The sequence below is a fragment of the Ensifer sp. EB106-05-01-XG146 genome (assembly GCF_058791875.1).
In genome coordinates, this window is record NZ_JBYTDX010000001.1 from 804,198 (window position 1) to 829,937 (window position 25,740).

Below are 25,740 nucleotides of genomic sequence, written 5' to 3' on the forward strand. Positions count from 1 at the left end.
TCCTAGCGAGGTTTTGACCTCTACTGGAACGAGGTCTCGTAGAAGCTTCTGAGCTTGCGCGAATGCAGCTTTTCCGGCGGCATCGCCGCGAGCTTCTGCAGCGCCAGGATGCCGATCTTCAGATGCTGGCTGACCTGCGTCTTGTAGAAGGCCGTTGCCATGCCCGGCAGCTTCAGTTCGCCATGCAGCGGCTTGTCGGAGACGCACAACAGCGTTCCATAGGGCACGCGGAAACGGAAGCCGTTGGCGGCGATCGTTGCCGATTCCATGTCGAGCGCGATGGCGCGCGCCTGCGACAGGCGCTTGACCGGGCCACGCTGGTCGCGAAGCTCCCAGTTGCGGTTGTCGATGGTGGCGACGGTCCCGGTGCGCATGATCTGCTTGAGATCGTAGTCCCGATAACCGGTCACTTCGGCTACGGCATCCTGCAGCGCCACCTGCACTTCGGCGAGCGCCGGCAGCGGGATCCAGACCGGCAGGTCGTCGTCGAGCACGTGATCCTCGCGCATATAGGCATGGGCAAGCACGTAGTCGCCGAGCCGCTGGCTGTTGCGCAAGCCGGCGCAGTGGCCCAGCATCAGCCAGACGTGCGGGCGCAACACGGCGATATGGTCGGTGATCGTCTTGGCGTTGGACGGGCCGACACCGATGTTGACCATGGTGATGCCGCCGTGGCCCTTCTTCTTCAGGTGATAGGCCGGCATCTGCGGCAACCGCGGAAGGGTAAAGTCCGTCTCCGGCTTGTCGGCCCCGGCGGGCGTAATGATGTTTCCGGGCTCAACGAAGGCCGTGTAGCCGTTGCCGCCTTCCGCCATCTGCTGGCGGGCCCAAGCGCAGAATTCGTCTATATAGAACTGGTAGTTGGTGAAGAGCACGAAGTTCTGGAAATGATTGGCGCTCGTCGCCGTGTAGTGGCTGAGGCGCGCCAGCGAATAGTCGATGCGCTGCGCCGTGAACGGGGCAAGCGGCGACGGTTCGCCCGGACCTGGTTCGTAGGAACCGTTGGCGATCTCATCGTCCGTGGTCGTCAGATCAGGCGCGTCGAACAGGTCGCGCAAGGGGATGTCGATGGCATTGGCGGCCGATGCCTCGACATAGGCGCTTTCGCCGAAGGCGAAATGCAACGGGATCGGGGTGGCCGATTCCGAGACCGTGATGCCGAGACCGTGGTTGCGCGTCAACAACCCGAGCTGTTCCTTCAGATAGTGCCGGAAGAGTTTTGGCCGCGTGATCGTCGTCGTATAGACGCCGGGCGCGCTGACATAACCATAGGAAAGACGGGAATCGACATGGCCGAAGCTGCTCGTCTCGATGCTGACCTGCGGGTAGCAGGCGCGATAACGGGTCAACGGCTTGCCGCCCTTGCCCAGCCCCTCGAACGCCTCGCAGAGGAACCGGGTATTGCGCTCGTAAAGCGCCTCGAGGCAATCGACTGCGGCCGCAGGATCATCGAAATACTGCGGCTCGAAAGGCTCGGGCGTTGCTGTGGAAAGGACGGAGTGTGAAGAGATTCGCTTGTTCATGTCGCATTATAGGCTGCGGCTTCTGACAAGCAAACGACAAGATGGCGGCACGCACAACCGCGGGGCGATTTGAGGCCCGTCGCTCAACGCGGGCCGGCGAGGATGATCGCACTGCCGATCAGCGCAACCGTCATGCCGGCAAGATCCCAGCGGTCCGGTCTGACGCCTTCCGCCAGCCAGAGCCAGATGAGCGATGCGGCGATATAGACGCCGCCATAGGCCGCATAGGCGCGGCCGGCCGCGGGGCTGTCGATCAAGGTCAGAAGCCAGGCAAAGAGCGCCAGCGAGACGATTCCGGGAACAAGCCAGAGCGCAGACTTGTCGAGCTTCAGCCAGGCCCAGAAGGCAAAGCAGCCGGCAATTTCTGCAAGGGCGGCGAGGGCATAGATGAGATAGGCGGGCATCGGTTCGGGTCTGGTGGCCTTGGCTGAGACGAATCCTCTGGAAAACCAAGGATAGGAAAGCGGCTCGCCGATGCGCAAGCCGGTTAAAACAAAAGGGCGCAATGTGCGCCCCTTTCAGCTCGTAGTTCCGATCCGCAACGATCCGTCAGGTCATGGCCTGGCGCTGCAGGGTGACGAAGAGGACAAGGCCCGCGCCCTGCTTGCCGACGCCCGTGCCGCTGGCCTTGGAATAGGCGAGCGCCCCGACCGGCGCCATCAGCAGGCTGGCAAGCGCCAGGACGCGCAGCGACAGAAAGGCCGAAGTCGAAAGTGCTGCCAGCATGTTCGTCTCTCCATCAGACCACGAAGTGATCGGTTTCAGTTGAGGCTCTGGAACTTAGCCTGCCTGGCTGCGTTAGAGCTTGGCCTGGCAGTACTGTGCCGTGTGGGCGGTGCAATCGGTCAGCGAACCGAGATAGGTGTTGCTGCGGCGACGTTCGGTGTCAGCGCTGACTGCAGCTGCAAGAGTGACAGCGAAAACGACCATCAGAAGGCTGATGATGGTGAGGCGCCGAGCGAGGATATCCATGGTTCTGTCCGTTGTTTGGAGGCAGGTTCAAATCGATTGAGTGTGTTTTCGCATACCCAAACTGAATTGATGCTGAGATGTCCGTTCATCTGGCGTTCATCTTCGGTTGTACGCCCACGGAGCCGAGAGCCGGCCGACCCCGGTGGCACTGTCCGTCGAAACGGAAGGCGTATGCTCGGGCCATTTCAAAAGGCCGGTTGAGGGCGCCGGCGAAAGGCCGCTCGGCAGATCCTTCGCGCCCATAAAAAAGGGCAGCCATCGGCTGCCCTTTCATCGTCGTAATCGTAGCGGCGATTTCTGCCGCGCCGGCTCTGTTAGAGACGGGTCCATGTCTGCGACTTGCACAGCACCTTCAGCACGCAGCCCTTCATCTTCAGCGAATTGCCGTTGACAGCGCCCGAGCCGCTATAGGTCTTGTCGGTGTCCGGATCGGTAATCTCGCCCGAGTAGCTGCCATCGGTGCCCGAAAGGTTGCCGATGCGCTTGCCGGCATGCTTGCCGGTCTTCAGCGTGATGCAAAAGGCGCCGCCGCAGGGGGCGATTTCCGCCGTGGCGCCGCTCGCCGTCTTCCAGTTGCCTAAGATCGGTTCCGCCGCCGCGGCGGTTCCGGCAATGCCGAGAGCCAGCGTCGCGGTGATGAGCAATGTACGTAGCATTCGTGTCCTCCAGATTGAGGCTGCCGGCGTGGTCCGCTCCGCCGGCAGCTCAAGATGTCCTCGTATGAAAAGGCAGTCTCCTCACCGCCGCGGGCAAGATAGCTTACGCGCACGTAAAGGTAAACCAGCCGAATCGCGGCCTTTGCCGCTTTTTCCTGGGCGGTTTTGAGCGCTTCTTGCGCAAGGAATTGCGCGGACTTTTCTGGCGCCGATCTTTTCGTGGTTAGCGTTTGGTTGAAATCGTCGATTGAATTTTTCGTAAATTTTGAGGCGAATGCGCGCGATTTCAGGCCTTCCGATGTTTAACAAAAACTCAAGTTTACCAAGCGTTTGAACTTTGTTTGTCGCAAATTAAGCATGCATTTTAAGCGCCCATTGAAGCCCGTCAGGCATAGTGAAGCCATAAGACGAGCGGAACGAAACGCTCCGAAAAACCACCGAAGACGACACCGCAAAAAAGACGGCGCGCTTCGGAAAGGCCCGCAAAGAGGCAAGGTCGAACAGGGACCAAAACAAGTGCTGATCTGGAGCATGGTCCGCCCCAAACGGGCGGGCCGCTTCGGAAAAACCAACCAGGCAAGACAGGGACACGACAATGGCACGTTTTGATATGCAGATTGCTTCGGATGCCGCGATGGGTGGTGACAACCAGGCGGAAGTCTTTTGCGACATGGGTCTGGCCTATGCGACCGGCCACGGTCGCCCGGTCGATCTCGTCGCCGCCCACAAGTGGCTGAACATCGCGGCGATCAAGGGTTGCGACCGCGCCGTCGATCTGCGCGCCGACCTGGCGATGACGATGAGCAAGCCGGACCTCGCAGCGGCGCTGCGCGCAGCTCGCGAATGGATGACGGTTCACTGATCGGACGGGCGGCGCCCGACGGCGCCGCAAGCTGGGCCTTGAGAAAAGGGGTCAGGCGAGTTTCTTCAGGACCGCGGGCATAGCCGCTTCGAGCAGGACCATCTCCGTCTCCGGTCCGGTGCTGATCCGGATGCAGCGATTGAGCGGCGCCACCCCCGGCATTCTTATGAAGATGCCGTGGTCGCTCATCAAGGTATCGACGATCGCGCGGGCATAGACCGCGTCCCGGCCACAATCGACGGCCACGAAGTTGGTGGCTGAGACGAGCGGGGCAAGGCCATTTTGCGTGGCGATAGCAGCAATTCGCTGCCGCGACGCCGCAATCTTGGCCGTCACTTCCTTCAGATACACCTCGTCCGCAAGCGCTGCGATTGCCGCGGCGACGCCGATCCGATTCATGCCGAAATGGTTGCGGATCTTGTCGAAAGCCTGGGCCGTGCCCGGCGTGGTGACCACATAGCCGACACGCGAACCCGCAAGCCCGTAGGCCTTCGAGAACGTGCGCGTGCGCACCACGTTCGGCATGTCGATCAGGGCGTCGATCGGTGGTAGCGCTTCGGCCGGTGCGGTTTCACAGTAGGCTTCATCCAGAATGAACAGCGTCGTTTCGGGCAGGCCCCTCGCGAACTCGACAATGCGTTCGGCCGACCACCAGCTTCCCATCGGATTGTCGGGATTGGCGAAATAGACGAGCGGCGCATTTTCCTGCTTCACGGCTGCCAGTAACCCGTCGAGGTCTTCCCGGTCCCCCGCATAGGGCACTGTGACGAGCCGGCCGCCATGGCCGACGACGTGGTAGTTGAAGGTGGGGTAAGCCCCGAGCGAGGTGACGACCGGCATGCCCGGCTCGATCACCATGCGGACGATCTGGCCGAGCAAGCCGTCGATGCCTTCGCCGATCGCGAGATTGGCCGGGCTGGTTCCGAGACGGGCTGCAAGCGCCTGTTTCAGATCGTGATTTTCCGGGTCAGCATATTTCCAGGTTCCGCTGGATGCCTCTCTCATCGCTGAAAGCACGCTCTCCGCCGGACCGAAGCCGCTTTCATTGGCGCCGATGCGCGCCGCGATCGCGCGCCCGCGCTGGCGTTCGATCGCCTCCGGCCCGACAAAGGGGATGGTGGATGGTAGGGATTGGATGAGCGGCGTGAAGCGAGAGAATGCGGACATGCTGAAGATAAGGCCCCGTTCGGATGACGTACGGGGGAACTTATCGCATGCTTTGGCAATTCGGAATCGTTCCCGAAAGAAAAGCTGCGGGAATCCGCCGCCTTTCGTCTTGCGGGTTGCCTATCGCCGCGGCTTTGCGTTCTTGACCTGCCCGGTGAAGAACTCCTGCCGGATGATTTCGCGCAGCAAGGTCTGCTCGATCGGCTTGATGAACTGGACGCCGATGCGCTCGCCGTTGCGATAGACCTCTGCACAGCCGATCCGAAGCGAAGTGCCGACGATGTGCAGATAATAATGTTGCGGCAGACCGATATTGGTGTCGACGGCAAAGCTCGCGCCGCCGCGCGATATGTCGATCATCCGGCAGGACCGGACCGAGACGCTTCCGAGCCCCGGCTGCACGGCGGTCAGCGTGCCCGCATGGCCGATGTTGAAACGCTCGTAGCGCCGCTCGTAAAATGGCGAGGGGACGCAGGAATACATGGTCTGGTTCTGCATGCGTCTTTCTCCGCCAGTGCCGGGTCGCACGGCACGATCAACCTTTGACCGCATTCGTGGACCCCGGACAATTCATTTGTCCCACATCATATCGGTGGACGATTTCCACCGATGCTAGAATCAGTCTTGCAGAAGAAACTTGCAATCCCCTGAAATCGATCACTAAAAATCTAATGTCGGGGCTCGCTTGATTTGAGGAGATCAAAGTCCGCCGCTGGAAAACTGCATGCGGATCAGGCGTCTCAGGAAATCTGCCGAAAGCAGCATGTTGAAACGCACCCCGAGTTCCGCTCTCTCACGGTAAACCTCGGAGCAACCGATCTCTTCCTTGAAGCCCTCGATCTCGAGGAAGAAGTGCTTCGGCAGCGGGATCGTCGCATTGAAGTCGAGCATCGCGCCGGCAATAGAGATATGGCGCAGCAGGCACCGATACTTTGTCTTGGCTCTCAGGTGCTGGCCAATGACGAGGATCCTGCACGGCCGCTCGATGAAATAATGCTGGTGGGTCGTGGCGAGCTGGCCTGGCTTTCCCTCGGCGACATGCATTTTCATCGACATGGCAAGCTCCGTATCAGCGCAGCCCTCGGCGGATCTGTGGTGTTCTTGGCGGACTCGCTGCCCCCGTGATCGAGCTAAGCACGCCGCCTTGCTTCGACCTTGTGCCATCGGCAAGCGTTGTCGCTAAATTATGGCAGGTGCGCACATTGAAAGCCCCAACCTCATACGTAATACTTTCATTAGACATGAGCGGGGCGCCGATGGCCGCCTCCGAGGGTAATCGGGCGAGGCATCGCCTGTCGTTCACGCTGGGCAAGGCGGAAGACGATGATCGGTGCTGGAGGGAATAACATGGCCTTGGGGCTTGCGCGGCGGTGGCTGCCGCTTTCGATCGTCTGTGTGGCGCTGCTTGTGTCGATGCCATCAGGGGCATGGGCGGCAAAACGCGTCGCGCTGTTGATCGGCAATGAGAAATATGAAGCGACGTCGCCGCTCAACAACCCCGCCAACGACGTCGAACTGATGAAGGCTTCGTTTGAGGATGCCGGGTTCGACTCGGTGACGACGGTGCACGACGTCGGTCGCCAGGACATGGTCAAGGCCCTGCGCGACTTCGAGGATCTCGCGACCGGTGCCGAAGTTGCGATCGTCTATTACTCAGGCCATGGCATGGAGATGAATGGCGAGAACTTCCTGCTTCCCGTCGACGCGCAACTGAAGACTGACAAGGATATCGAGGACGAGGCGATCGGCCTCGATCGAGTTCAGCGTTCGCTCGAAGGCGCGACCAAGCTCAAGCTGGTGATTCTCGACGCCTGTCGCAACAATCCTTTCGAGCAGAGCATGACGCGTTCGATCTCGACCAGGGCCGTTTCGCGCGGACTGGCGCGCGTCGAGCCCGAATCGGCCGATCTGCTCGTCGCCTTCGCCTCGAAGGCCGGCACGGTCGCGCTCGACGGGGAGGGCAAGAACAGCCCCTTCGCCACGGCACTCGCCAAGTATCTGACGGAACCGGGCGTCGATGTCCGCATCGCGCTTGGAAAGGTTCGCGACGAGGTGGTGTCGGTGACCAATCGCGGCCAGGAGCCTTTCGTCTACGGCTCGCTCGGCGGCGCCCAGATCTTTCTCAACATCAAAGAGGTGAACATCACCGTCACCAACAATGGCGGACAGCTGTCGCCCAACAGCCAATCCGAGGCGGCTGCCGACTGGCAGAACATCCGCGATCTCGCGGACAAGGACCTGTTGACCGCCTTCCTGGCCAAGCATGGTTCGGACCCGGTCTACAAGATGCTCGCCGAAAAGAAGTTGAAGCTCTTGAGCGAAGCCGAGCAGACATCGAGCGTGACGCCGGACGAGATTGCCTGGGACGCCTTGAAGCAGTCGACCGATGCGGCGGCGCTGACGCGCTTCATCGAGCGCTACCCTGACAGCAAGCACAAGGCGGAGGCCGAGCAGCAAATTGCGGCCCTCGAGCCACAGAAGGGCCTCAACGTCTCGCCGACCGGCAAGGACACCCAGGCTTCGCGCGATTGCTATCTGCTTGCCGGCGAGCCGCAGTCGATGCCCGGTTTCCTCGGGGTCAATTTCCTGAAGCTCGACGCCGAAAGGGCGCTCACCGCCTGTGCCCAAGCCGTCAACGAAAACCCTGACGATATGATGCTCGTCAATATGTTGGGGCGCGCGCAGGACGCCGGGCGGAATTATGTCGAGGCGCGGCGCAACTACCGGAAGGCGGCCGACGGCGGCAACATGTATGCGTTGACCAATCTCGCGTGGTTCTCGGTATACGGGACCGATGGGCCGGTGGACGTCGACGAGGGCAAGCGCATGTTCGACCAGGCGGCCCGCGCCGGCAATGCCTATGGGCAGGCCTCGCTCGGCTGGCTCTATCGCGAGGGCTATGACGGCATCGCGCAGGACTATGCGGAAGCCGCCCGGTGGTATGAACTGGCGGCCAATCAGGGCTATGCCAATGCCATGGCGACGATGGGCTGGTTCTATCGCGAAGGTCTTGGCCTGCCGAAAGACCTCCAACAATCGCTCGCCTGGTATAAGAAGGCAGCCGAAAGCGGCGACGCCAACGCCATGTCGTCGCTCGGTTGGGCCTATCAGAACGGGCTGGGGACTGAGCAGAGCTACCCGGAAGCCAAGGTCTGGTACGAGAAGGCGGCCAACGTGGGTGATTCCTATTCCATGGCACTGCTCGGCTGGTTCTACGATATCGGCAATGGTGTCGCGCAGGACTATGTGCAGGCGCGCACCTGGTATGAGATGGCGGCCAACGCCGGCAGCGCCTATGCGATGGGCAACCTCAGTCGCCTCTATGATTACGGCCTCGGCACCAAGGCGGACGCGAAGGAGGCGGTTCGCTGGGCTGCAGCCAGCGTCGAGGGCGGCGATCCGGCGAAACTCGATGAACTGAAGAGCCAGCCCAACAATTTCACGCCCGCATTCCGCAAGGAAATGCAGAACCTGCTGAAGGACCGCGGGTATTATGGTGGTCCGGTCGACGGCGAGTTCGGCGCGGCGACCCAACAGGCAATCGAGCGCCTCGCGCGCAAATCGTAGGCAGCACGCGTGCGCCGATGCGGAATCACATCGCTGCGTACGCTGGTCTTGCCTGCGGAGATGAGGGCGAACACGACGCGGCACGACGGGTTGCCGATCGCGGCCCACATGAAAATGCGAGGATTTCCCGGAAACCGACAAAAAAATCTTGCATTGGCCGCTGAGTGACACTAGTCAGGCGCTAACGGAGAGGTGGCCGAGTGGTCGAAGGCGCTCCCCTGCTAAGGGAGTATACCGGAAACGGTATCGAGGGTTCGAATCCCTTCTTCTCCGCCATTATCCCAAATAGCCCCATGTCCTTTGCACCCCGCCCTTCGAGCGAGCATCTGGTCTCGGCTATCTCGCGACTGAATTTCATTTGTTGTGGTTCGTTGGCCGTGGCGGCAGTCGTCGCCAGGGGCGCCCGTGCATTCTTGGTGCTGGTGCTGATCTTTGCATCGTCCAGAATCACCTGGTCGGGGCGTTTGCCGAATCTCTGCGTTGATTCTGCTGATTCCTCAGGCCGCCATCCTTTCTCCACCAAGCGCTTTCTTGGAGCGAATGCTGTTTTAGGCATTCACTGGACATCTGAAACGGGGTTCGCGTCCAGCTTTTCCCCTGTTTTGGGCGGGTTTCTGCCTCTTTCTGAAACAGGCGACCCCCACCTTCCTTATGCTAACCCCCCGTCGCTAAAGGGTTTTCTTAATGCTTTGTTAATTTTCTGCGGGGGTCTGCGGCGATTTTGTGTCGTTTCAGCAACAGGCCTCGGCGAAGGGCGATGCAAAGGACGTGAACTCGCTAGTTGGACGTTGCGCCGGTGATCCGGTCTTGTATTTTCAACTCCGGAAGCAAGGGCGGTTGATCGTCCGACTTCTTGAACGTTGGGGATGGGGCAGGGAAAGCTGTCCTTCAGCAAAATACCCAGACCCGTTTGAAACTTTTGACTGGAGGTCAGAAATGAACATCAAGAGCCTTCTTCTCGGCTCCGCTGCAGCTCTCGCAGCAGTTTCCGGCGCTCAGGCAGCCGACGCAATTGTCGCAGCCGAGCCGGAGCCCATGGAATACGTTCGCGTTTGCGACGCTTTCGGCACTGGTTACTTCTACATCCCGGGCACCGAAACCTGCCTCAAGATCGGCGGCTTCATCCGTGTTCAGGGTTCGTTTGGTCGTGACGCTGCTGACAGCCGTTACAACCAGGAATTTGACGGCAACCCGGGCGATCAGTCCACCTCGGACTGGGACGTTTTCTCCCGCGCTTACATCTCGTTTGACGCCAAGAGCGACACCGAGTACGGCACGCTCACCGGCTTCTTCGCTGCTGAGTTCAACGCTGACAACGACACCGACATCGGCGACAGCTTCATCGACGTTGACGAAGCCTACATCCAGCTCGGTGGCCTCAAGGCCGGCTTCTTCTACAACTGGTGGGATAAGGGCCTGAACGGCGAAACCGACTCGCTCGGCAACGTCACGGAATTCAACTCGATCGCCTACCTCTATGACGGCGGCTCGTTCCAGGCTGGTATCTCGGTTGACGAACTCGAAGGCACCTCGACCAAGTCGAACGGTGTTGGCGTTTCCGGTATCGTTTCGGCTTCGCTCGGCGGCGTTTCCTTCGACCTGCTCGGCGGCTACGACACTGAATTCGAAGAAGGCGCAGTTCGCGGCTTGCTTTCGGCTGACCTCGGTCCGGGCGTCTTCCAGCTCGCTGGTATCTGGGCTTCCGACCCGAACGCTTACTGGGCACGTTCCGAGTGGTCCGTTGCTGCTTCGTACCGCTTCAACGCTACGGATAAGCTCGCCATCACTCCTGGCGCTCAGTACTTCGGCAGCCTGCAGGATTCGCTCACCAGCTTCGGTAACGACGATGCATGGCGCGCTGGTGTAACGGTTGACTACAAGATCACCGAAGGCCTCGCTACCCGCGTGTCGGTTCAGTACGAAGATGAAGACAACGGCGACGACCAGGTATTCGGTTTCGTCCGCCTGCAGCGCGACTTCTAAGATCGTCTGACTTCGGTCAGAAGCGTGGCCCGCAACTCTTTCGAGTTGCGGGCTGTTGCTGTTTCGCAACGTTTGCATGTCATCGAGCCACCGGATTCGCCCAAGGTGAAGGCATTGGCTTGAACATAGCTGGTTTCTCGGCCTCATTCGCAAGAGGGAGAGGGAAACTGCGAGCGTGGGACAGGACGCTGAAAAACAAGCGGGCGACTTCAGCTTTCCGGATATGCGTTCGGGATATGAAGTCAGTTACAGTTTTAGCCCGCAACGCCCGATCGGGATGGTGAAGGAAACCACTCTGGGCGAACTGCTTCAGCGCTATGCCGATGTGTTGTGGGAAGAGGGCAGCCACAAATATAACGTAAAAGCCTTCATCGGCGAACTTGACGAGATTTTGATCGGCATCAGGTTCACAACGTTCTCACACGACATACTCGACAGCCTTATCGGCGCACTACGCAAACGCGGCAACAGCAACGCAACCATCAACAGGAAGATGGCGGCGCTGAGTAAGTTGCTGCGGAAAGCGTACAAGATGGGTGACATCCACAGTTTGCCCGAGTTCAAGCGACAAAAAGAAAGAGCCGGACGCCTCCGCTTTCTAGAGGCCGCCGAAGAGGAAGCGTTGTTCCGAGAAATCGGCAACCGTTCGGAGCTCTATTTGCAGCTTTCCATCTTCCTCGTGGACACCGGCGCCCGCCTCGGCGAATCCATCGCTCTCAAATGGAATGATATTTATGAGGGCCGCGTGACATTCTGGGTCACCAAATCCGGTCGCAGTCGCACTGTGCCGCTCACCGCCAGAGCGAAAGATGCGATGAACCTGCTTGCCGATAGGTCTCCCGGACCATTCTCTTCGGTTGACCCTCAAAAATACCGTGCGGTCTGGAACGCAGCAAAACAAGAGGCCGGACTAGGCGCGGAAGAGGATATTGTCCCGCATGTCCTACGGCACACCTGCGCGTCTCGACTGGTGCGCGGCGGCATCGACCTTCGGCGGGTGCAAATGTGGCTCGGGCATCAGACACTCGAGATGACAATGCGCTACGCCCACCTGGCCTCGCACGATCTCGACATGTGCGTTCCGGTGCTTGAGCGCCATCTGAAATAACACTCGCTACTGGTCCCTCGGCATGACTCACCAGCAAGGTCGCTGTGCTGAACTTTAGCTGGCGAGCCGATCAGTCAGATGCGGAAAAATTTCCGATTCTGACTGGAGGTCAGAAATGAACATCAAGAGCCTTCTTCTCGGCTCCGCTGCAGCTCTCGCAGCAGTTTCCGGCGCTCAGGCAGCCGACGCTATCGTCGCAGCAGAGCCGGAGCCCATGGAATACGTTCGCGTTTGCGACGCTTTCGGCACTGGCTACTTCTACATCCCGGGCACCGAAACCTGCCTCAAGATCGGCGGCTTCATCCGTGTTCAGGGTTCGTTCGGTGAAGACGCTGCTGACAGCCGTTACAACCAGGGCAACCTGGGCGGTCAGTCCACGTCGGACTGGGACGTTTTCTCCCGCGCTTACATCTCGTTCGACGCCAAGAGCGACACCGAATACGGCACGCTCACTGGCTTCTTCGCTGCTGAGTTCAACGCTGACAACGACACCGACATCGGCGACAGCTTCATCGACGTTGACGAAGCCTACATCCAGCTCGGTGGCCTCAAGGCCGGCTTCTTCTACAACTGGTGGGATAAGGGCCTGAACGGCGAAACCGACTCGCTCGGCAACTTCACCGAATTCAACTCGATCGCCTACCTCTACGACGGCGGTTCGTTCCAGGCCGGTCTCTCGGTTGACGAACTCGAAGGCACCTCGACCAAGTCGAACGGTGTTGGCGTTTCCGGTATCGTTTCGGCTTCGCTCGGCGGCGTTTCCTTCGACCTGCTCGGCGGTTACGACTCTGAACTCGAAGAAGGCGCAATCCGCGCTCTGCTCTCGGCTGACCTCGGCCCGGGCGTCTTCCAGGTTGCTGGTATCTGGGCTTCGAACCCGAACGCTTACTGGGAAAAGTCTGAGTGGACCGTTGCTGCGTCGTACCGCTTCAACGCGACCGACAAGCTGGCCATCACCCCCGGCGTTCAGTACTTCGACAACCTGAGCCACGGCTCGCTCACCGACTTCAGCGGTGACGACGCATGGCGCGCTGGCGTCACGCTCGACTACAAGATCACCGAAGGTCTCGCGACCCGCGTGTCGGTTCAGTACGAAGATGCTGACGGCGAACAGGATCAGGTATTCGGCTTCGTCCGCCTGCAGCGCGACTTCTAAGATCGTCTGACCTCGGTCAGAAGAGAGAAACCCGGCTTTCGAGCCGGGTTTTTTCGTTTTGGTATGGCACCATGAATTTTGGTCCTGCACTTGCATCATCGTGCTTGAGGAGATCAGGGAGTAAAGACCGCGTCGGCGCGGCTTCCTTGGGTCAGCGCGAGCGCGCGAGGTCGTTTAGAAATGCGGTGATGGCGTCGCGTGGACCGTCCAGATGAAGCAGCGGCGCATGGCCCTGGCCAGGCGCGATGAAGGCGGTCATCGCATTATGTCGTCGGCGCATTTCGCGCACTGTCGTCTCTGAAAGAAGCCGCGAATGCTCGCCCCTGACGACCATCAGGGAGACCTGGTTCATGGCGTCAAAGGGTGTCCACAGATCGGGCAATGGTGTTTCGCGTGTCAATCCGCGCAGGGACTGCGCGATTGCTGGATCGAAATCGGGAACCGGGATGCCGTCCTCGTCGCGAAAAATCGCTTTGGCCATGTCCGACCAGTCGCCGTCGCTTAAGACTGGAAAGTCGCCGCCGTGCAGTGTCCTCAGGTAGCCGGGTGCCTTCGCCCAGCTTGGCGGAGCGGCGCTGGAGTTGAGGTAATCCCGGATCGCAAGCAGACCTTCAATTTCGATCACAGGCCCGATATCGTTGAGCACTGCGGCTGCAATCAACGAAGGGGCGCGATCGACGAGGTTGTGGAGGATCAGGCCACCTCGCGATGTGCCGATAAAGATTGCCTTTTCGACCGCAAAGTGAGCACAGGCCGTTATCACATCGGTCGTTTCGACGACCACCGTGTAGTGGCTCTTATCAGCGTCGCGTTCCGAGTTGCCGCGCCCCCGATAATCCAGTGCGATGACGGGAATGCCCCGTGACGTCGAAAGAAAGCTTGCGAGTTCGTGAAAGTCCCGGCTGTTGCGGGTGAGGCCCGGGAGGCAGATGATTGGTGTCGCCGCGGATGGCGAAGGGGGAGGGCCGTAGCTTCGGGCGTAGAGAAGCAGCCCATCGGAACTACGGAAGTTATGCTCTTGGAATACGTCTTGGCCCATGCTGCTCCCTCTCGGACAGCTAAAATCTATCCGTTTGAAGGTGAGGAGCAAGTTGTTCGGGCCGACATAGCTGTTCGGCGGCCCGAGCGTGGCTGGCGATAGCCAACGGATGTGACTTTTCCCCTTGCGTTGGCAGCGGTCTGCTCAACAACTTTTTAGCTCAATAGGGCGAGCTACATTGGCGTCGCGGGCCGCCATAGGGCTGGTAGCTGTTGTCCCAGGCCCTATAGGAACGATAGCGCGCATAACACCAGCGCTGGTGTGCATTGCCGCTGACGGCTCTTGGTCCGTTGTAGTATCTCGGTTGGCTCAACAAACCGCCGATGATCGCGCCTGCGGCCAGTCCGCCGATCACCGCCCCGACGTCGTTGTCGTCGTGGTCATAGTGGCGGCGATATCGATCCCGGTAGTATCTGTCGCGGTAGTACCCGCTGCGATTATAGTCGCGGTAGTCGCGGTAGTCGCGATCCCGATAATAGCCATGTCGCCCGCGAAGTTCGCAATAGGGAACGGCGCAACTGGATCGGCTCTTGCGTTCTTCGCCGCGCTCGTAGGAGAATTGAACCTGTTGGACATTGGTCGTCCCGGAGACGATCGGCGGAGCGCTCGGGAACGCGCCGGCGGGCGGCACGCTGCTCAAGGCGGTCGCCAGCGAAAGGGCGACGATTGTCAAGGTCTTCATAACGTTCACCATTTCCTTCGGAAAAGTCTGGCTTTAGAAGGGAAATGGTTGAAGGCGTGGTTTGTGCCGTTGACGCTGATCACAATTATTTGATTGCGGCTGAGGCCGGCTATTGCCGTCCCATTCTCAGGTCTTCGACGATATCGGCTTTTTGCCCGAGCCTCGATTTGTAGACCTGATAGTTCTCCATCACCCGTTGGACATAGGTGCGCGTTTCCTGAAACGGAATGCGTTCGATCCAATCGACGACCTCGTCGATCGGCTTGCCGCGCGGGTCGCCGTAGCGGTCGAGCCATTCCGGAACGCGGCGCGGGCCGGCATTGTAGGCGATAAAGGTGAGGATGTAGGAGCCGCCGAAACTGCTGATCTGTTCGCCGAGATAATGCGCGCCGAGCGTGGCGTTGTAGCCGGCGTCGCTCGTCAGCCGGTCCTGCGAGTAGGCAAGGCCGTAGCGGCTGGCAACGCCCTTGGCCGTTCCCGGCATCAACTGCAACAGACCGCGGGCGTTGGCGGTGGAGATGGCGCCCGGGTTGAAGGCGCTTTCCTGGCGCGCGATCGCATAGGCGAGTGCCTTGCCGGAGCCGTCGATATTGGCGCTTGACGGGATCACGCCCACGGGAAACGCGAGCGCTGCAACATCGATTCCGCGCCCAAAGGCAATCTTGCCGACCTGTAGGGAAAGCTGGTGGTTGCCGGTTCTTTCCGCTCGGGCGGAAAGTAGCGCCAGTTCGCCGGGGCTCGTCAGTTCGTCGGCAAGCGCCCGGTAGATGCTGTCGGCGCGCCAGGTGTGGCCTGTGCCTTCAAGCCGCGTGATGGCGCGCACCGCCTCGCGGCTTTCGAACCGCGATCGGTCGTCTGCCGTCGGGGCCGGATAGGCGACGTTCAGCGTCTTGCGACCCAGCCGGGCGGCTGCGAGTTGCCCGTAGAACGTTCCGGGATAGCGGGCTGCGTTTGCGAAATACCCGTTGGCGTCACCCGGTCCGCCGGCCTCGGCCGAGCGGCCGAGCCAGTACCAAGCGCGCGAAGCGGAGAGGGGACGGCTCGACACATCCAGAATGCGGCGGAAGTGACGCGCTGCGGTCGCCGGGTCCTCCATGCCGCGCAGGGCATACCACCCGGCATGAAACTCGGCGTCGATAATATCGGTCGCGTCAGTCGCGAGATGGCCGGCGGCGATCCGATAGGCGCCTCGAAAGTCGCCACTGTCGAGCAGCCCGCGGCTGACGACCCGTTGCTCGACCCACCATTCGCCAGGGTTGACCAGGGCGCTCTTGTCCTTGGGCATGCGCGCAAGGAGCTTTGCTGCTTCCTCGTATTTCTTTTGTTTGCGCAGGTGCTCGATCTGAATGAAGAGATAGGCTGCGTCCTTGCGCCAGGCAGGATCGACCGCTGCGATGAGGGCCGGCGCCTTGTCGCTGCCACGGCTGACCGCCGCCCAGGCGCGATAAAGCGATTGAGCGTTTCCTAGGTCGCCGAACCGTTCGGCCTGCTCGACGCGGTTGCGATAGAGAAGCAGCACCATGCGGTGCTGATGATTGTCTGTGGTCAAGAGGCCGGAAAACTCGTCAAGGATCTTGGTCTCGATGTCCTTGTCGAGCGTGTCACGTTGCCAGATTGTACGCAGGTTCTTGGCGGCTATGTCGGCTTTTCCGGTGGCGACGAGAGCACGCGCAAGAATGAGGGAGCCTTCCGTCGTTTCCGGCTGCGTGTTGCCGAAAGCGGCGAGCACATCGGCCGCCGGCGGGTTCTCTCGATAGAGCGCTCGTTCGGAGTTGGCGCGCAGCGATTTTAGCCCCGGCCATCCCTGCAATTCCCGTTGGGCATCGGCGATTTCAAAGGAAGGTACGCCCCGCTGGCCGGAAACGGCGATCGCCCAGGTCAATATGTGCCGGTCGAGCGTGCCTTCGGTCATCGCGTCGCGTACGGCAATCGCTGCGGCCGGCTGCTTGTTGGACAGAGCATCGAGCCCCGCCTTGAGATCGCTGCTGACGGGTCCGGCAGCCGTCGCGATGGCATTCGTGGTTTCGTTCGCGGCAATGGGGGCTGCCTTGTCCAAGAGCGCGGGCTTGCGTGTCGGAACTGGTATGCGGTCAAGGGTTTCTGCGTTGCCCGTTGGCGCTGCCAGAAGCACCGCGCCGATGATGGCGGCGACAGGCAGATATATTGACCCGCGCATCAAGAACCCCGTGTTCCCCGTGTCCAACATTCATCCGCCGCCAGATTGCCCGATGACAAGACGGGCGGCCAGTATCGATCGTAACAATTGCGCCAAACCCGCTCTCGCCCTGGTTGGGCGGTCGTGATTATGCAGGCCAAACATCAAGCTTTTGCATGAAAACCGGCGTGAAATGCCGTGTTACAACGCTTGCCGCAGCCACCTCACATGATTATGGTGCGGCAGTTTTTTAACCGTCGATTACGGCCAAAGCATGAGTGCAGACTTCGCTTTTACGCCGTCAGGAGTTGTGCATGTTCAAGGGTTCCATTCCCGCTCTCGTAACACCGTTCACCGCCACCGGCGCGGTGGATGCGGATGGTTTCGTCGCGCATGTGGAATGGCAGATAAAAGAAGGCAGCCATGGCCTGGTGCCCGTTGGCACCACCGGCGAGTCTCCGACCCTTTCACATGATGAGCACAAGAAGGTGGTCGAGCTCTGCATCGAAGCGGCTGCCAAGCGCGTGCCTGTTATCGCCGGCGCCGGCTCCAACAACACGACGGAAGCGATCGAGCTTGCACAGCACGCCGAAAAGGCTGGCGCCGATGCGATCCTCGTGGTTACGCCCTACTACAACAAGCCGACGCAGAAGGGCCTCTTCGCGCACTATGCCGCGATCGCCGAGAGCGTGAAGCTGCCGATCGTCATCTACAACATCCCCGGCCGCTCGGTCGTGGATATGAGTGTCGAGACCATGGCGGCGCTCAGCAAGGCTTACGCCAACATCATCGGCGTCAAGGATGCCACCGGCAAGATCGAGCGCGTCTCCGAGCAGCGCATGGCCTGTGGTCCGGAGTTCGTCCAGCTTTCGGGCGAAGACGCAACCGCGCTCGGCTTCAACGCCCATGGCGGCGTTGGCTGCATTTCGGTCACGGCAAACGTTGCGCCACGCCTTTGCGCCGAGTTCCAGCAAGCGACGCTTGCCGGCGATTATGCCACGGCGCTTGCCTATCAGGACAAGTTGATGCCGTTGCACAAGGCGATCTTCATGGAGCCGGGTCTCTGCGGCGCCAAGTATGCGCTGAACCGCCTCGGTCGTATGAGCCGCACCGTGCGCTCGCCGCTGTTGCCGACGCTCGAGCCGGCAACCGAGGCCGCGATCGATGCAGCACTCAGACATGCAGGATTGATGAACTGATGGCACCCAAAGGAAGCCAGCGCACGGTCAATAAGGTTGTGGCGGAAAACCGTAAGGCCCGCTTCAACTACGAGATCGTCGACACCTACGAGGCCGGTCTGGTTTTGACCGGCACCGAGGTCAAGTCGTTGCGCGAAGGCAAGGCCAACATTGCCGAATCCTATGCGACGGACGAGGGCGGCGAGATCTGGCTGATCAACTCCTATCTGCCGGAATATCTGCAGGCGAACCGTTTCAATCATGAAACGCGGCGGCGGCGGAAACTGCTCCTGTCGAAGCGCGAGGTCAATCGGTTGCAGGGCGCCGTCAACCGCGAAGGCATGTCGCTGATCCCGCTGAAGATCTACTTCAACGATCGCGGCCGCGCCAAGTTGGAGCTGGCGCTCGGCAAGGGCAAGAAGCTGCACGACAAGCGGGAGAGCTCGAAAGAACGCGACTGGAACCGGCAGAAAAGCCGCCTGCTGAAGGACCGTGGCTAAGAGAAATCGCTTTGCGTTGCGTCCGCCAAAGACGGCCGATGCAACGCAGCTGTCGGCCACGGCGCGCTGAAAGCCCTGCCTGCAATTTTTGATATTTATTGAGAGAACTCAACGATCGACGTCGTTGACGCGGACTGGTTCAAGCGGCGCTCGCGCAATCGCGATCACGCGCCTTGCGTTCGAATGAACGCCTCAGATCTCGACCGGATCGGCCACCGGCTCGGTGTTGTGTCGCGGGGTACGTTCGGACGGTTCGCGGCCGATTTCGGCACGCAGCGTCGCAAGATCGATAAAGTGGTCGGCCTGGCGGCGCAGGTCGTCGGCAATCATGGGCGGCTGCGTCGACATGGTCGAAACGACAGAAACCTTGCGCCCCCTGCGCTGCAGGGCTTCCACCAGCGTGGTGAAATCGCCATCGCCGGAGAAGATGACGAGGTGATCGACGGTTTCGGACTGTTCCATGGCATCGATCGCCAGTTCGATATCCATATTGCCCTTGATCTTGCGGCGGCCGAGCGAGTCGGTGAATTCCTTGGCCGGCTTCGTCACGACCTTGTAACCGTTATAGTCTAGCCAATCGATGAGCGGGCGGATTGAAGAGTATTCCTGATCCTCGATGAGGGCCGTGTAGTAGTAGGCGCGCAGCAGATAGCCGCGCTTCTGGAATGCTTTCAGGAGCTTACGATAGTCGATGTCGAAGCCGAGGCTTTTCGATGCCGCATAAAGATTCGCGCCGTCGATAAAGAGTGCGATTTTTTCGCGGGGGTCGAACATCGTCTTTCCTTTTTCAATCGCGGCGCATCAAAGGCCGCCTGCCGGCGGGTGCGCAAAAGTAAGTCGATTACATTAATAATTGCTGATATGGCAAATAATGTAGCTTATGTATTGCATTATTCCAGCCGCGCGCTCGCGAATATAGCTAGTTTTAGCAGTTGCTATAGATCGTCCACATCTCTGGGTCGCTTTTTCCATCAGGGGCTTTATTTATGGCCAGAAAATGCAACCGTAATGTGTGAGCGACGTCTCCAGCTCATTCGCATCGCATTTTATCACGAAGTGTGACGTTACGTGAGCGTCCCTTGAAGGAAAAACTTGAACTTGCCTTGTTTTGATTGTATCCGGGCGCTTAATTCCAGAAATCGGACCCGATGAGGCGCCGTCAGGCGACTGCTCCGGTTTCGTGTTGTCAATCCGTGCAGCGGCGATGCCGCCGCGCTTCGAGCCCAAAAGGACAGGCAATGGCCCGCGTCACCGTCGAAGATTGCATCGACAAGGTCGATAACCGTTTCGAACTCGTTCTGCTTGCCAGCCACCGCGCGCGCCTGATTTCTCAGGGCGCCGCCATCACCATCGATCGCGACAACGACAAAAACCCCGTCGTCGCGCTCCGCGAGATTGCAGACGAGACCCTGTCTCCCGGCGACCTCAAGGAAGACCTGATCCACTCGCTGCAGAAGCATGTCGAAGTGGACGAGCCCGAGCCCGATCCGGCTTCGCTGCTACAGACCGATGCCGAGACGACGTTTACCGAAGTCGCCGAAGACGAAGATCAGCCGGAAGCCATCACCTTCGACCGCATGTCGGAAGAAGAACTGCTTGCCGGTATCGAAGGTCTGGTGCCGCCGGAAAAGAGCGACGACTACTGAGATCCGTCGCGGAACGCCCGTTCCCACGTGTTTTCAAAGCAGTGCGCCACTCGTATGATTGGCGCACTTTTTTATTGATTTCTTCTAGAGCGGGAAAAGGAAAGTGTTTGCGGTTTTCCGCCCGCGTCCCGCTCTAAATTAGGAGAACGATCACGTTTATGATTTTAGGTCGATGGGACCTGAAATCATCATGATCTAGAGGATCGCCAGCGAATGATGCGCCAATACGAGCTCGTTGAGCGCGTGCAGAAGTACAAGCCCGACGTCAATGAAGCCTTGCTCAACAAGGCTTACGTCTATGCGATGCAGAAGCATGGCCAGCAGAAGCGGGCAAGCGGCGATCCCTACATATCCCATCCTCTGGAGGTGGCGGCGATCCTGACCGAGATGCGTCTCGACGAGTCGACCATCGCCGTTGCTCTTCTGCACGACACGATCGAGGACACGACGGCCACACGGCAGGAAATCGACGATCTCTTCGGCGAGGATATCGGCGCGCTCGTCGAAGGACTGACGAAGATCAAGAAGCTCGATCTCGTCACCAAGAAGGCCAAGCAGGCGGAGAACCTGCGCAAGCTGCTGCTCGCCATTTCGGACGATGTGCGGGTTTTGCTCGTGAAGCTCGCCGACCGGCTGCACAACATGCGCACGCTCGACCACATGTCGGCGGAAAAGCGCGCCCGCATCTCCGAAGAGACCATGGATATCTACGCGCCGCTCGCCGGCCGCATGGGTATGCAAGACATGCGTGAGGAGCTTGAAAACCTCTCGTTCCGCCATATCAATCCCGAGGCCTTCGAAACGGTCACCCGGCGGCTGGAGGAATTGTCCGAGCGCAACGAGGGCCTGATCAAGAAGATCGAGGACGAGCTTCGCGAGCTGCTTCAGGCCGAGGGCCTGAAGGCGGCGCAGGTGAAGGGTCGGCAGAAGAAGCCCTATTCGGTCTTCCGCAAGATGCAGTCGAAGTCGCTGTCCTTCGAGCAGCTGTCCGACGTCTGGGGCTTCCGCATCATCGTCGACGATATCCCGTCCTGCTACCGGGCGCTCGGCATCGTCCATACGCGCTGGCGCGTCGTCCCGGGCCGCTTCAAGGATTACATCTCGACACCGAAGCAGAACGACTACCAGTCGATCCACACCACCATCGTCGGCCCGTCCCGCCAGCGCATCGAGCTACAGATCCGCACCCGACGCATGAACGACATCGCCGAATACGGTATCGCGGCGCACTCGCTCTACAAGGACAGGGAGGGCAAAGAGGGTGCGTCGGCAGATGCGGCCCTGTCGCCGACGTCGAACGCCTATTCCTGGCTCCGGCGCACGATCGAATCGCTCGCGGAAGGCGACAACCCGGAAGAGTTCCTGGAGCACACCAAGCTCGAACTTTTCCAGGATCAGGTATTCTGCTTCACGCCCAAGGGCCAGTTGATCGCACTGCCGCGCGGCGCGACGCCAATCGACTTTGCCTATGCCGTTCACACAAATATTGGTGACACCTGCGTCGGCGCCAAGATCAACGGCCGTATCATGCCGCTGGTCACCCGGCTCAATAATGGCGACGAAGTGGAGATCATCCGCTCGGGCATCCAGGTGCCGCCGCCGGCCTGGGAAGAAATCGTCGTTACCGGCAAGGCCCGCTCGGCGATCCGCCGCGCGACGCGTGCGGCCATCCGCAAGCAATATGCCGGCCTCGGCTATCGCATTCTTGAGCGCACCTTCGAGCGCGCCGGCAAGAGCTTTTCGCGCGAGGCGCTGAAGCCGGCGCTGCATCGGCTCGGTCAGAAGGAAGTCGAGGACGCCATCGCCTCCGTCGGCCGTGGCGAGCTTTCCTCGCTCGACGTGCTGCGTGCGGTCTTCCCGGATCATCAGGACGAGCGGGTCACGGTGAAGCCCAGTGCCGACGACGGCTGGTTCAACATGCGCAGTGCCGCCGGCATGGTGTTCAAGTTGCCGGGCCGCGGCAAGGATGCCAACGGTGTCGCCCACGTCGAGGGGCCGGAGGCCCTGCCGATCCGCGGTCTCTCGGGCAATGCCGAGGTTCATTTCAGCCCGGCCGGGGCCATCCCGGGCGACCGCATCGTCGGCATCATGGAGAAGGACAAGGGGATCACCATCTACCCGATCCAGTCGCCGATCCTGCAGAAGTTCGATGACGAGCCGGAGCGCTGGATCGACGTGCGCTGGGATCTGGACGAGGCCAACAGCAGCCGCTTCATCGCCCGCATCGCGATCAGCGCCCTGAACGAGCCGGGGACGCTGGCCGAGGTGGCTCAGGCGATCGCCACCAGCGACGTCAACATCCGGACTTTGTCGATGGGGCGCGTGGCTGCGGACTTCAGCGAACTGCAGTTCGACCTCGAAGTCTGGGACCTGCGCCAGCTCAACCACCTGATCACGCAGCTCAAGGAATTGCCGAGCGTGTCCATGGTGAAGCGCCTGTTCGAATGAGCCGACTGGCCGCGCCTTGCGCAAATGCCTGCAAAACAGGCAGCCTGCGCGGGGCGAAATGGCAAGCCATGCCATCAGCGCATGGCTGCCGCTATTTCCTGTGTCTGGTGGAACAGGGACCTCTAAACTATCTTCTCGGTCGGGAGGTAAACAAAGAGGTTTGCCATGTTTAGTCAGTTGAAGAAGATCACCCGCGCTCTGCGCGTCCCCACTCAGGAAGAGCGCGAGCTCGCCTATCTCAATAACTCGGTCGACCGTATCGACCTCGAGTACCGCCAGCGCCAGATCGATCGCGGCCTGTTCCGTAACTACTAAGCCCGCTGCGTCCCGTCTTCTGGCGGGATGCTGAGCCATGCGTTCGGTGGATGGCTCGCCTGCGACATGCGCGCGGCGCCTGTGCGGGTTGCAAGCGACAGGCAGGACGCCTATCTTGCGGCCAGAAAACAGGCGGACGCGCGGTCTTGTGCCGGCTGACGGCTTCAAGACGCGGTCATGACGGCATAATGTTATTCAGGCGCAGAAAACCGGTTACGATTTCCGAAAGGCTGCGGTCCATCGTTTGGCCGCGCAAGGGTTTTGCACGCGGCCTGCGTTATGTGACGCTGCGTGTGTTGCGCCTTTCATCGACACCGCATTCGATTGCCGTCGGCGTGGCGGCGGGTGCCGCTTCGTCTTTCACGCCGTTTTTCGGTCTGCATATCCTTATTGCGGTTGCGCTCGCTTTCCTGTTCTCGGGCAATCTCGTGGCGGCGGCGATCACGACCGCGCTCGCCAATCCCGTCACGATCCCGATGATCCTGACGGCGTCCTACGAACTCGGGACGGCAATCCTCGGCGTCGAGAGCGCACACGCTGCGAGCTCGGCCGACGTCATGCGCATGGTCGAGCACCTCGACCTTCCGGCCCTTTGGGGTCCGGTGTTCAAGCCGATGCTGGTCGGCTCATTGCCGCTCGCGGCAGGCGGCGCCGTCCTTTCCTATATTGCGGCCTACCAGGCGGCCCGGCTCTTCCAAAAGCGCCGCCGGGCACGCACCAAAGAGCTCGGATCCTCTTCATGATCATAGGCATAGGCAGCGATCTGATCGATATCAGGCGGATCGAAAACTCGCTTTCCCGCTTCGGCGAGCGCTTCGTTCAGCGCTGTTTCACCGAAATCGAGATCGCCAAGTCCGAAGGGCGGAAGAACCGCGCGGCATCCTACGCCAAGCGCTTCGCCGCCAAGGAAGCCTGTTCCAAGGCGCTCGGCACAGGCCTCGCGCAGGGCGTCTTCTGGAAGGACATGGGCGTCATCAATTTGCCGGGCGGCAAGCCGACAATGAACCTGACCGGCGGTGCCGCCGCGCGTCTGGAGCAGATGTTGCCGCCGCATCATCGCGCCGCCATTCATCTGACGATCACCGATGATTTTCCACTGGCCCAGGCCTTCGTGATTATCGAGGCGCTGCCCGTTGCCCCGATTGAGGGAACGGTTTAGAGCATTCCGCTGGAAAAACCGGCCCTGACCGATTGAAGGGGCGGCGGTTTGCAGCATATGAGACCGGGATTGCGCGCAGTCCAAAGCCGGACCGAGAGTACGGACAAAAGTTGAGAGCAGGCCCCGCGCGGGCGTTGCGATGATAAAGGAACACAGTAGCGTGGCAGAAAAGACAGAAGCGAAGCAGAGCGGCCTCTGGGAGAACGTGAAGGTCGTCATCCAGGCATTGCTCCTGGCCTTGGTCATCCGTACGGTTCTCTTTCAGCCCTTCACCATTCCGTCCGGCTCGATGATGCCGACGCTGCTGGTTGGCGACTACATCTTCGTCAACAAGTTCGCCTACGGCTTCTCCAAGTACTCGCTGCCGCTTTCGCCCGATCTGTTCTCCGGCCGCATCTTCGCAAGTGAGCCGAAGCGCGGCGATATCGTCGTCTTCCGTTTCCCGCCGAACCCGGATATCGACTACATCAAGCGCCTCGTCGGCCTGCCGGGCGACCGCATCCAGGTGCGCAACAGCATCCTCTACATCAACGACAAGCCGGTCGAGCGCACGCCGGATGGCGGCTTCCGCGCCGACGACCAGTACGACACCGGCGGCGACGTTCCGGTTTTCCGCGAAACGATGGACAATGGCGTCTCCTATGACACGCTTGACCAGTTCCCGGATGCGCGCGGCGACAATACCCGCGAATTCATCGTGCCCGCCGGCCATTACTTCATGATGGGCGACAACCGCGACAACTCGGCTGACAGCCGCTTCGACGTCGGCTTCGTGCCTGCCGAAAACCTCGTCGGCCGCGCCAGCATGATCTTCTTCTCACTCGGTCACGACACGTCGTTCCGCGAAGTGTGGAAGTGGCCGACGAACCTGCGCTACGACCGTCTGTTCAAGGCGGTCGAATGATGAAGTCGCGGTCGCTGGGCGCGGAGGATCGGGTAAAGCTTGAGGCCGTGATCGGTTATCAGTTCACGGAGAAGGAGCGCCTTGATCGGGCGCTCACCCATTCCAGCGCGCGAAGCGCCAAGGGTTCCAACTATCAGCGCCTCGAATTCCTGGGTGACCGGGTGCTCGGGCTTTGCGTGGCGGAGCTTCTGTTCCAGACCTTTCGCGATGCCAATGAGGGCGAGCTTTCGGTCCGGCTGAACCAGCTCGTCAGCGCCGAAAGCTGCGCCAAGGTCGCCGACGACCTGGAGCTGCACCAATTCATCCGCACAGGCTCGGACGTCAAGAAGATAACCGGCAAGGCGATGATGAATGTGCGGGCGGATGTGGTAGAGTCGCTGATCGCCGCCATCTATCTCGACGGCGGTCTCGAAGCTGCCCGCGGCTTCGTGCTGCGCCATTGGAAAGATCGCGCGGTGCGTGCCGATGGGGCGCGCCGCGATGCAAAGACCGAATTGCAGGAATGGGCGCATGCCAAGTTCGGCATCGCGCCGGCCTACCGGACGGATGAGCGCTCCGGCCCCGACCACGACCCCCGCTTCACGGTAACCGTCGAAGTTACGGGTGTCGCGCCGGAGACCGGAACAGACAGATCCAAGCGCGGAGCCGAGCAGGTGGCCGCGACGAAATTGTTGGAACGCGAAGGCGTGTGGCGGAAGAGTTCCGCCGGAAATTGACGGA

Annotated in this window: 26 protein-coding genes and 1 tRNA gene; 15 read left to right on the forward strand and 12 right to left on the reverse strand. The window is 60.5% G+C overall.

Annotated elements, in window-relative coordinates; translation table 11 throughout:
- Positions 1 to 20: 20 nt before the first annotated feature.
- The 5 genes from AC3WVQ_RS03845 to AC3WVQ_RS03865 form a co-directional block, all read right to left on the reverse strand.
- On the reverse strand, positions 21 to 1,523 hold the full coding sequence (locus tag AC3WVQ_RS03845) for an AMP nucleosidase (RefSeq protein ID WP_034804189.1): 1,503 nt from the start codon (positions 1,521 to 1,523) through the stop codon (positions 21 to 23).
- A gap of 83 nt (positions 1,524 to 1,606) precedes the next feature.
- Entirely contained in the window at positions 1,607 to 1,927 is a 321-nt protein-coding gene (locus tag AC3WVQ_RS03850; RefSeq protein WP_034804329.1) for a YnfA family protein, read from the reverse strand.
- A gap of 145 nt (positions 1,928 to 2,072) precedes the next feature.
- Positions 2,073 to 2,249, reverse strand: a complete 177-nt coding sequence (locus AC3WVQ_RS03855) for a hypothetical protein (RefSeq protein WP_162728748.1) — start codon at positions 2,247 to 2,249, stop codon at positions 2,073 to 2,075.
- A gap of 72 nt (positions 2,250 to 2,321) precedes the next feature.
- Positions 2,322 to 2,495 (reverse strand): hypothetical protein, encoded by a 174-nt coding sequence (locus AC3WVQ_RS03860; RefSeq protein WP_034804185.1) that lies wholly within the window; start codon positions 2,493 to 2,495, stop codon positions 2,322 to 2,324.
- 314 nt (positions 2,496 to 2,809) lie between these two features.
- The gene (locus AC3WVQ_RS03865; RefSeq protein ID WP_034804181.1) at positions 2,810 to 3,151 is read right to left on the reverse strand and encodes a DUF2147 domain-containing protein; all 342 of its coding nucleotides are present in this window, start codon (positions 3,149 to 3,151) and stop codon (positions 2,810 to 2,812) included.
- 595 nt (positions 3,152 to 3,746) lie between these two features.
- Here AC3WVQ_RS03865 and AC3WVQ_RS03870 point away from each other — a divergent pair.
- Positions 3,747 to 4,013, forward strand: a complete 267-nt coding sequence (locus AC3WVQ_RS03870; RefSeq protein ID WP_034804178.1) for a sel1 repeat family protein — start codon at positions 3,747 to 3,749, stop codon at positions 4,011 to 4,013.
- Between the two features lie 51 nt (positions 4,014 to 4,064).
- On the opposite strand, the gene AC3WVQ_RS03875 is transcribed toward AC3WVQ_RS03870, so the two are convergent.
- The 3 genes from AC3WVQ_RS03875 to AC3WVQ_RS03885 all read right to left on the reverse strand — a co-directional run bounded on the left by AC3WVQ_RS03875 (position 4,065) and on the right by AC3WVQ_RS03885 (position 6,236).
- On the reverse strand, positions 4,065 to 5,180 hold the full coding sequence (locus AC3WVQ_RS03875) for a pyridoxal phosphate-dependent aminotransferase (RefSeq protein ID WP_090294648.1): 1,116 nt from the start codon (positions 5,178 to 5,180) through the stop codon (positions 4,065 to 4,067).
- Between the two features lie 120 nt (positions 5,181 to 5,300).
- Positions 5,301 to 5,678: a PilZ domain-containing protein gene (locus AC3WVQ_RS03880; protein ID WP_034804171.1), complete on the reverse strand. Its 378-nt coding sequence runs from the start codon at positions 5,676 to 5,678 to the stop codon at positions 5,301 to 5,303.
- Positions 5,679 to 5,879: 201 nt separating this feature from the next.
- Positions 5,880 to 6,236: a hypothetical protein gene (locus tag AC3WVQ_RS03885; RefSeq protein ID WP_090294647.1), complete on the reverse strand. Its 357-nt coding sequence runs from the start codon at positions 6,234 to 6,236 to the stop codon at positions 5,880 to 5,882.
- Positions 6,237 to 6,527: 291 nt separating this feature from the next.
- Here AC3WVQ_RS03885 and AC3WVQ_RS03890 point away from each other — a divergent pair, with 291 nt between their 5' ends.
- The 5 genes from AC3WVQ_RS03890 to AC3WVQ_RS03910 all read left to right on the forward strand — a co-directional run bounded on the left by AC3WVQ_RS03890 (position 6,528) and on the right by AC3WVQ_RS03910 (position 12,994).
- Positions 6,528 to 8,747 (forward strand): caspase family protein, encoded by a 2,220-nt coding sequence (locus AC3WVQ_RS03890; protein WP_060522094.1) that lies wholly within the window; start codon positions 6,528 to 6,530, stop codon positions 8,745 to 8,747.
- Positions 8,748 to 8,933: 186 nt separating this feature from the next.
- Positions 8,934 to 9,023, forward strand: a tRNA-Ser gene (locus tag AC3WVQ_RS03895).
- A gap of 660 nt (positions 9,024 to 9,683) precedes the next feature.
- Positions 9,684 to 10,730 carry a porin gene (locus AC3WVQ_RS03900; RefSeq protein ID WP_492382598.1) on the forward strand — a complete coding sequence of 349 codons (1,047 nt, stop codon included), beginning with the start codon at positions 9,684 to 9,686 and terminating at the stop codon, positions 10,728 to 10,730.
- A 223-nt stretch (positions 10,731 to 10,953) separates the two neighbouring features.
- Positions 10,954 to 11,838, forward strand: a complete 885-nt coding sequence (locus tag AC3WVQ_RS03905; protein WP_492382917.1) for a tyrosine-type recombinase/integrase — start codon at positions 10,954 to 10,956, stop codon at positions 11,836 to 11,838.
- 115 nt (positions 11,839 to 11,953) lie between these two features.
- On the forward strand, positions 11,954 to 12,994 hold the full coding sequence (locus tag AC3WVQ_RS03910; protein WP_034804167.1) for a porin: 1,041 nt from the start codon (positions 11,954 to 11,956) through the stop codon (positions 12,992 to 12,994).
- Between the two features lie 151 nt (positions 12,995 to 13,145).
- Here the strand turns inward: AC3WVQ_RS03910 and AC3WVQ_RS03915 are convergent, their stop codons facing one another.
- From AC3WVQ_RS03915 to AC3WVQ_RS03925, 3 genes are all read right to left on the reverse strand, one after another.
- Positions 13,146 to 14,033 (reverse strand): alpha/beta fold hydrolase, encoded by an 888-nt coding sequence (locus AC3WVQ_RS03915; protein ID WP_090294643.1) that lies wholly within the window; start codon positions 14,031 to 14,033, stop codon positions 13,146 to 13,148.
- Positions 14,034 to 14,193: 160 nt separating this feature from the next.
- A complete protein-coding gene (locus AC3WVQ_RS03920) occupies positions 14,194 to 14,715 on the reverse strand; it encodes a BA14K family protein (RefSeq protein WP_090294642.1) in 522 nt (173 codons plus the stop codon).
- A 109-nt stretch (positions 14,716 to 14,824) separates the two neighbouring features.
- Positions 14,825 to 16,891 carry a lytic transglycosylase domain-containing protein gene (locus AC3WVQ_RS03925; protein ID WP_162731778.1) on the reverse strand — a complete coding sequence of 689 codons (2,067 nt, stop codon included), beginning with the start codon at positions 16,889 to 16,891 and terminating at the stop codon, positions 14,825 to 14,827.
- Between the two features lie 293 nt (positions 16,892 to 17,184).
- On the opposite strand from AC3WVQ_RS03925, the gene dapA reads away from it, so the two are divergent.
- Positions 17,185 to 18,069 (forward strand): 4-hydroxy-tetrahydrodipicolinate synthase, encoded by an 885-nt coding sequence (gene dapA, locus AC3WVQ_RS03930; protein WP_060580958.1) that lies wholly within the window; start codon positions 17,185 to 17,187, stop codon positions 18,067 to 18,069.
- Positions 18,069 to 18,548, forward strand: a complete 480-nt coding sequence (gene smpB, locus AC3WVQ_RS03935; RefSeq protein WP_034804150.1) for an SsrA-binding protein SmpB — start codon at positions 18,069 to 18,071, stop codon at positions 18,546 to 18,548. The genes dapA and smpB overlap by 1 nt, the downstream gene beginning before the upstream one ends.
- A gap of 192 nt (positions 18,549 to 18,740) precedes the next feature.
- Here the strand turns inward: smpB and AC3WVQ_RS03940 are convergent, their stop codons facing one another.
- Complete coding sequence (locus tag AC3WVQ_RS03940) at positions 18,741 to 19,322, reverse strand: LabA-like NYN domain-containing protein (RefSeq protein WP_034804147.1); 582 nt, start codon at positions 19,320 to 19,322, stop codon at positions 18,741 to 18,743.
- 464 nt (positions 19,323 to 19,786) lie between these two features.
- Between AC3WVQ_RS03940 and rpoZ the strand changes: the two genes are divergently transcribed.
- From rpoZ to rnc, 7 genes are all read left to right on the forward strand, one after another.
- The gene (rpoZ, locus tag AC3WVQ_RS03945) at positions 19,787 to 20,194 is read left to right on the forward strand and encodes a DNA-directed RNA polymerase subunit omega (RefSeq protein ID WP_034804144.1); all 408 of its coding nucleotides are present in this window, start codon (positions 19,787 to 19,789) and stop codon (positions 20,192 to 20,194) included.
- A 213-nt stretch (positions 20,195 to 20,407) separates the two neighbouring features.
- A complete protein-coding gene (locus AC3WVQ_RS03950) occupies positions 20,408 to 22,642 on the forward strand; it encodes a RelA/SpoT family protein (RefSeq protein ID WP_090294639.1) in 2,235 nt (744 codons plus the stop codon).
- Positions 22,643 to 22,807: 165 nt separating this feature from the next.
- Positions 22,808 to 22,957: a DUF3563 family protein gene (locus AC3WVQ_RS03955; protein ID WP_064816984.1), complete on the forward strand. Its 150-nt coding sequence runs from the start codon at positions 22,808 to 22,810 to the stop codon at positions 22,955 to 22,957.
- A gap of 188 nt (positions 22,958 to 23,145) precedes the next feature.
- Positions 23,146 to 23,700, forward strand: a complete 555-nt coding sequence (locus AC3WVQ_RS03960; RefSeq protein WP_060580957.1) for a DUF2062 domain-containing protein — start codon at positions 23,146 to 23,148, stop codon at positions 23,698 to 23,700.
- On the forward strand, positions 23,697 to 24,116 hold the full coding sequence (gene acpS, locus AC3WVQ_RS03965; RefSeq protein ID WP_034804122.1) for a holo-ACP synthase: 420 nt from the start codon (positions 23,697 to 23,699) through the stop codon (positions 24,114 to 24,116). The genes AC3WVQ_RS03960 and acpS overlap by 4 nt, the downstream gene beginning before the upstream one ends.
- A 160-nt stretch (positions 24,117 to 24,276) precedes the next feature.
- Positions 24,277 to 25,020, forward strand: coding sequence for a signal peptidase I (lepB, locus tag AC3WVQ_RS03970; protein ID WP_060522099.1), 744 nt, complete (start codon positions 24,277 to 24,279; stop codon positions 25,018 to 25,020).
- Complete coding sequence (rnc, locus tag AC3WVQ_RS03975; RefSeq protein ID WP_090294803.1) at positions 25,020 to 25,736, forward strand: ribonuclease III; 717 nt, start codon at positions 25,020 to 25,022, stop codon at positions 25,734 to 25,736. The genes lepB and rnc overlap by 1 nt, the downstream gene beginning before the upstream one ends.
- Positions 25,737 to 25,740: the final 4 nt, after the last annotated feature.

Coding starts and splice junctions, on each gene's coding strand:
- AC3WVQ_RS03845 (WP_034804189.1), bottom strand. CDS start 1,523: ATGAACAAGCGAATCTCTTCACACTCCGTCCTTTCCACAGCAACGCCC.
- AC3WVQ_RS03850 (WP_034804329.1), bottom strand. CDS start 1,927: ATGCCCGCCTATCTCATCTATGCCCTCGCCGCCCTTGCAGAAATTGCC.
- AC3WVQ_RS03855 (WP_162728748.1), bottom strand. CDS start 2,249: ATGCTGGCAGCACTTTCGACTTCGGCCTTTCTGTCGCTGCGCGTCCTG.
- AC3WVQ_RS03860 (WP_034804185.1), bottom strand. CDS start 2,495: ATGGATATCCTCGCTCGGCGCCTCACCATCATCAGCCTTCTGATGGTC.
- AC3WVQ_RS03865 (WP_034804181.1), bottom strand. CDS start 3,151: ATGCTACGTACATTGCTCATCACCGCGACGCTGGCTCTCGGCATTGCC.
- AC3WVQ_RS03870 (WP_034804178.1), top strand. CDS start 3,747: ATGGCACGTTTTGATATGCAGATTGCTTCGGATGCCGCGATGGGTGGT.
- AC3WVQ_RS03875 (WP_090294648.1), bottom strand. CDS start 5,180: ATGTCCGCATTCTCTCGCTTCACGCCGCTCATCCAATCCCTACCATCC.
- AC3WVQ_RS03880 (WP_034804171.1), bottom strand. CDS start 5,678: ATGCAGAACCAGACCATGTATTCCTGCGTCCCCTCGCCATTTTACGAG.
- AC3WVQ_RS03885 (WP_090294647.1), bottom strand. CDS start 6,236: ATGTCGATGAAAATGCATGTCGCCGAGGGAAAGCCAGGCCAGCTCGCC.
- AC3WVQ_RS03890 (WP_060522094.1), top strand. CDS start 6,528: ATGGCCTTGGGGCTTGCGCGGCGGTGGCTGCCGCTTTCGATCGTCTGT.
- AC3WVQ_RS03900 (WP_492382598.1), top strand. CDS start 9,684: ATGAACATCAAGAGCCTTCTTCTCGGCTCCGCTGCAGCTCTCGCAGCA.
- AC3WVQ_RS03905 (WP_492382917.1), top strand. CDS start 10,954: ATGCGTTCGGGATATGAAGTCAGTTACAGTTTTAGCCCGCAACGCCCG.
- AC3WVQ_RS03910 (WP_034804167.1), top strand. CDS start 11,954: ATGAACATCAAGAGCCTTCTTCTCGGCTCCGCTGCAGCTCTCGCAGCA.
- AC3WVQ_RS03915 (WP_090294643.1), bottom strand. CDS start 14,033: ATGGGCCAAGACGTATTCCAAGAGCATAACTTCCGTAGTTCCGATGGG.
- AC3WVQ_RS03920 (WP_090294642.1), bottom strand. CDS start 14,715: ATGAAGACCTTGACAATCGTCGCCCTTTCGCTGGCGACCGCCTTGAGC.
- AC3WVQ_RS03925 (WP_162731778.1), bottom strand. CDS start 16,891: ATGCGCGGGTCAATATATCTGCCTGTCGCCGCCATCATCGGCGCGGTG.
- dapA (WP_060580958.1), top strand. CDS start 17,185: ATGTTCAAGGGTTCCATTCCCGCTCTCGTAACACCGTTCACCGCCACC.
- smpB (WP_034804150.1), top strand. CDS start 18,069: ATGGCACCCAAAGGAAGCCAGCGCACGGTCAATAAGGTTGTGGCGGAA.
- AC3WVQ_RS03940 (WP_034804147.1), bottom strand. CDS start 19,322: ATGTTCGACCCCCGCGAAAAAATCGCACTCTTTATCGACGGCGCGAAT.
- rpoZ (WP_034804144.1), top strand. CDS start 19,787: ATGGCCCGCGTCACCGTCGAAGATTGCATCGACAAGGTCGATAACCGT.
- AC3WVQ_RS03950 (WP_090294639.1), top strand. CDS start 20,408: ATGATGCGCCAATACGAGCTCGTTGAGCGCGTGCAGAAGTACAAGCCC.
- AC3WVQ_RS03955 (WP_064816984.1), top strand. CDS start 22,808: ATGTTTAGTCAGTTGAAGAAGATCACCCGCGCTCTGCGCGTCCCCACT.
- AC3WVQ_RS03960 (WP_060580957.1), top strand. CDS start 23,146: ATGTTATTCAGGCGCAGAAAACCGGTTACGATTTCCGAAAGGCTGCGG.
- acpS (WP_034804122.1), top strand. CDS start 23,697: ATGATCATAGGCATAGGCAGCGATCTGATCGATATCAGGCGGATCGAA.
- rnc (WP_090294803.1), top strand. CDS start 25,020: ATGAAGTCGCGGTCGCTGGGCGCGGAGGATCGGGTAAAGCTTGAGGCC.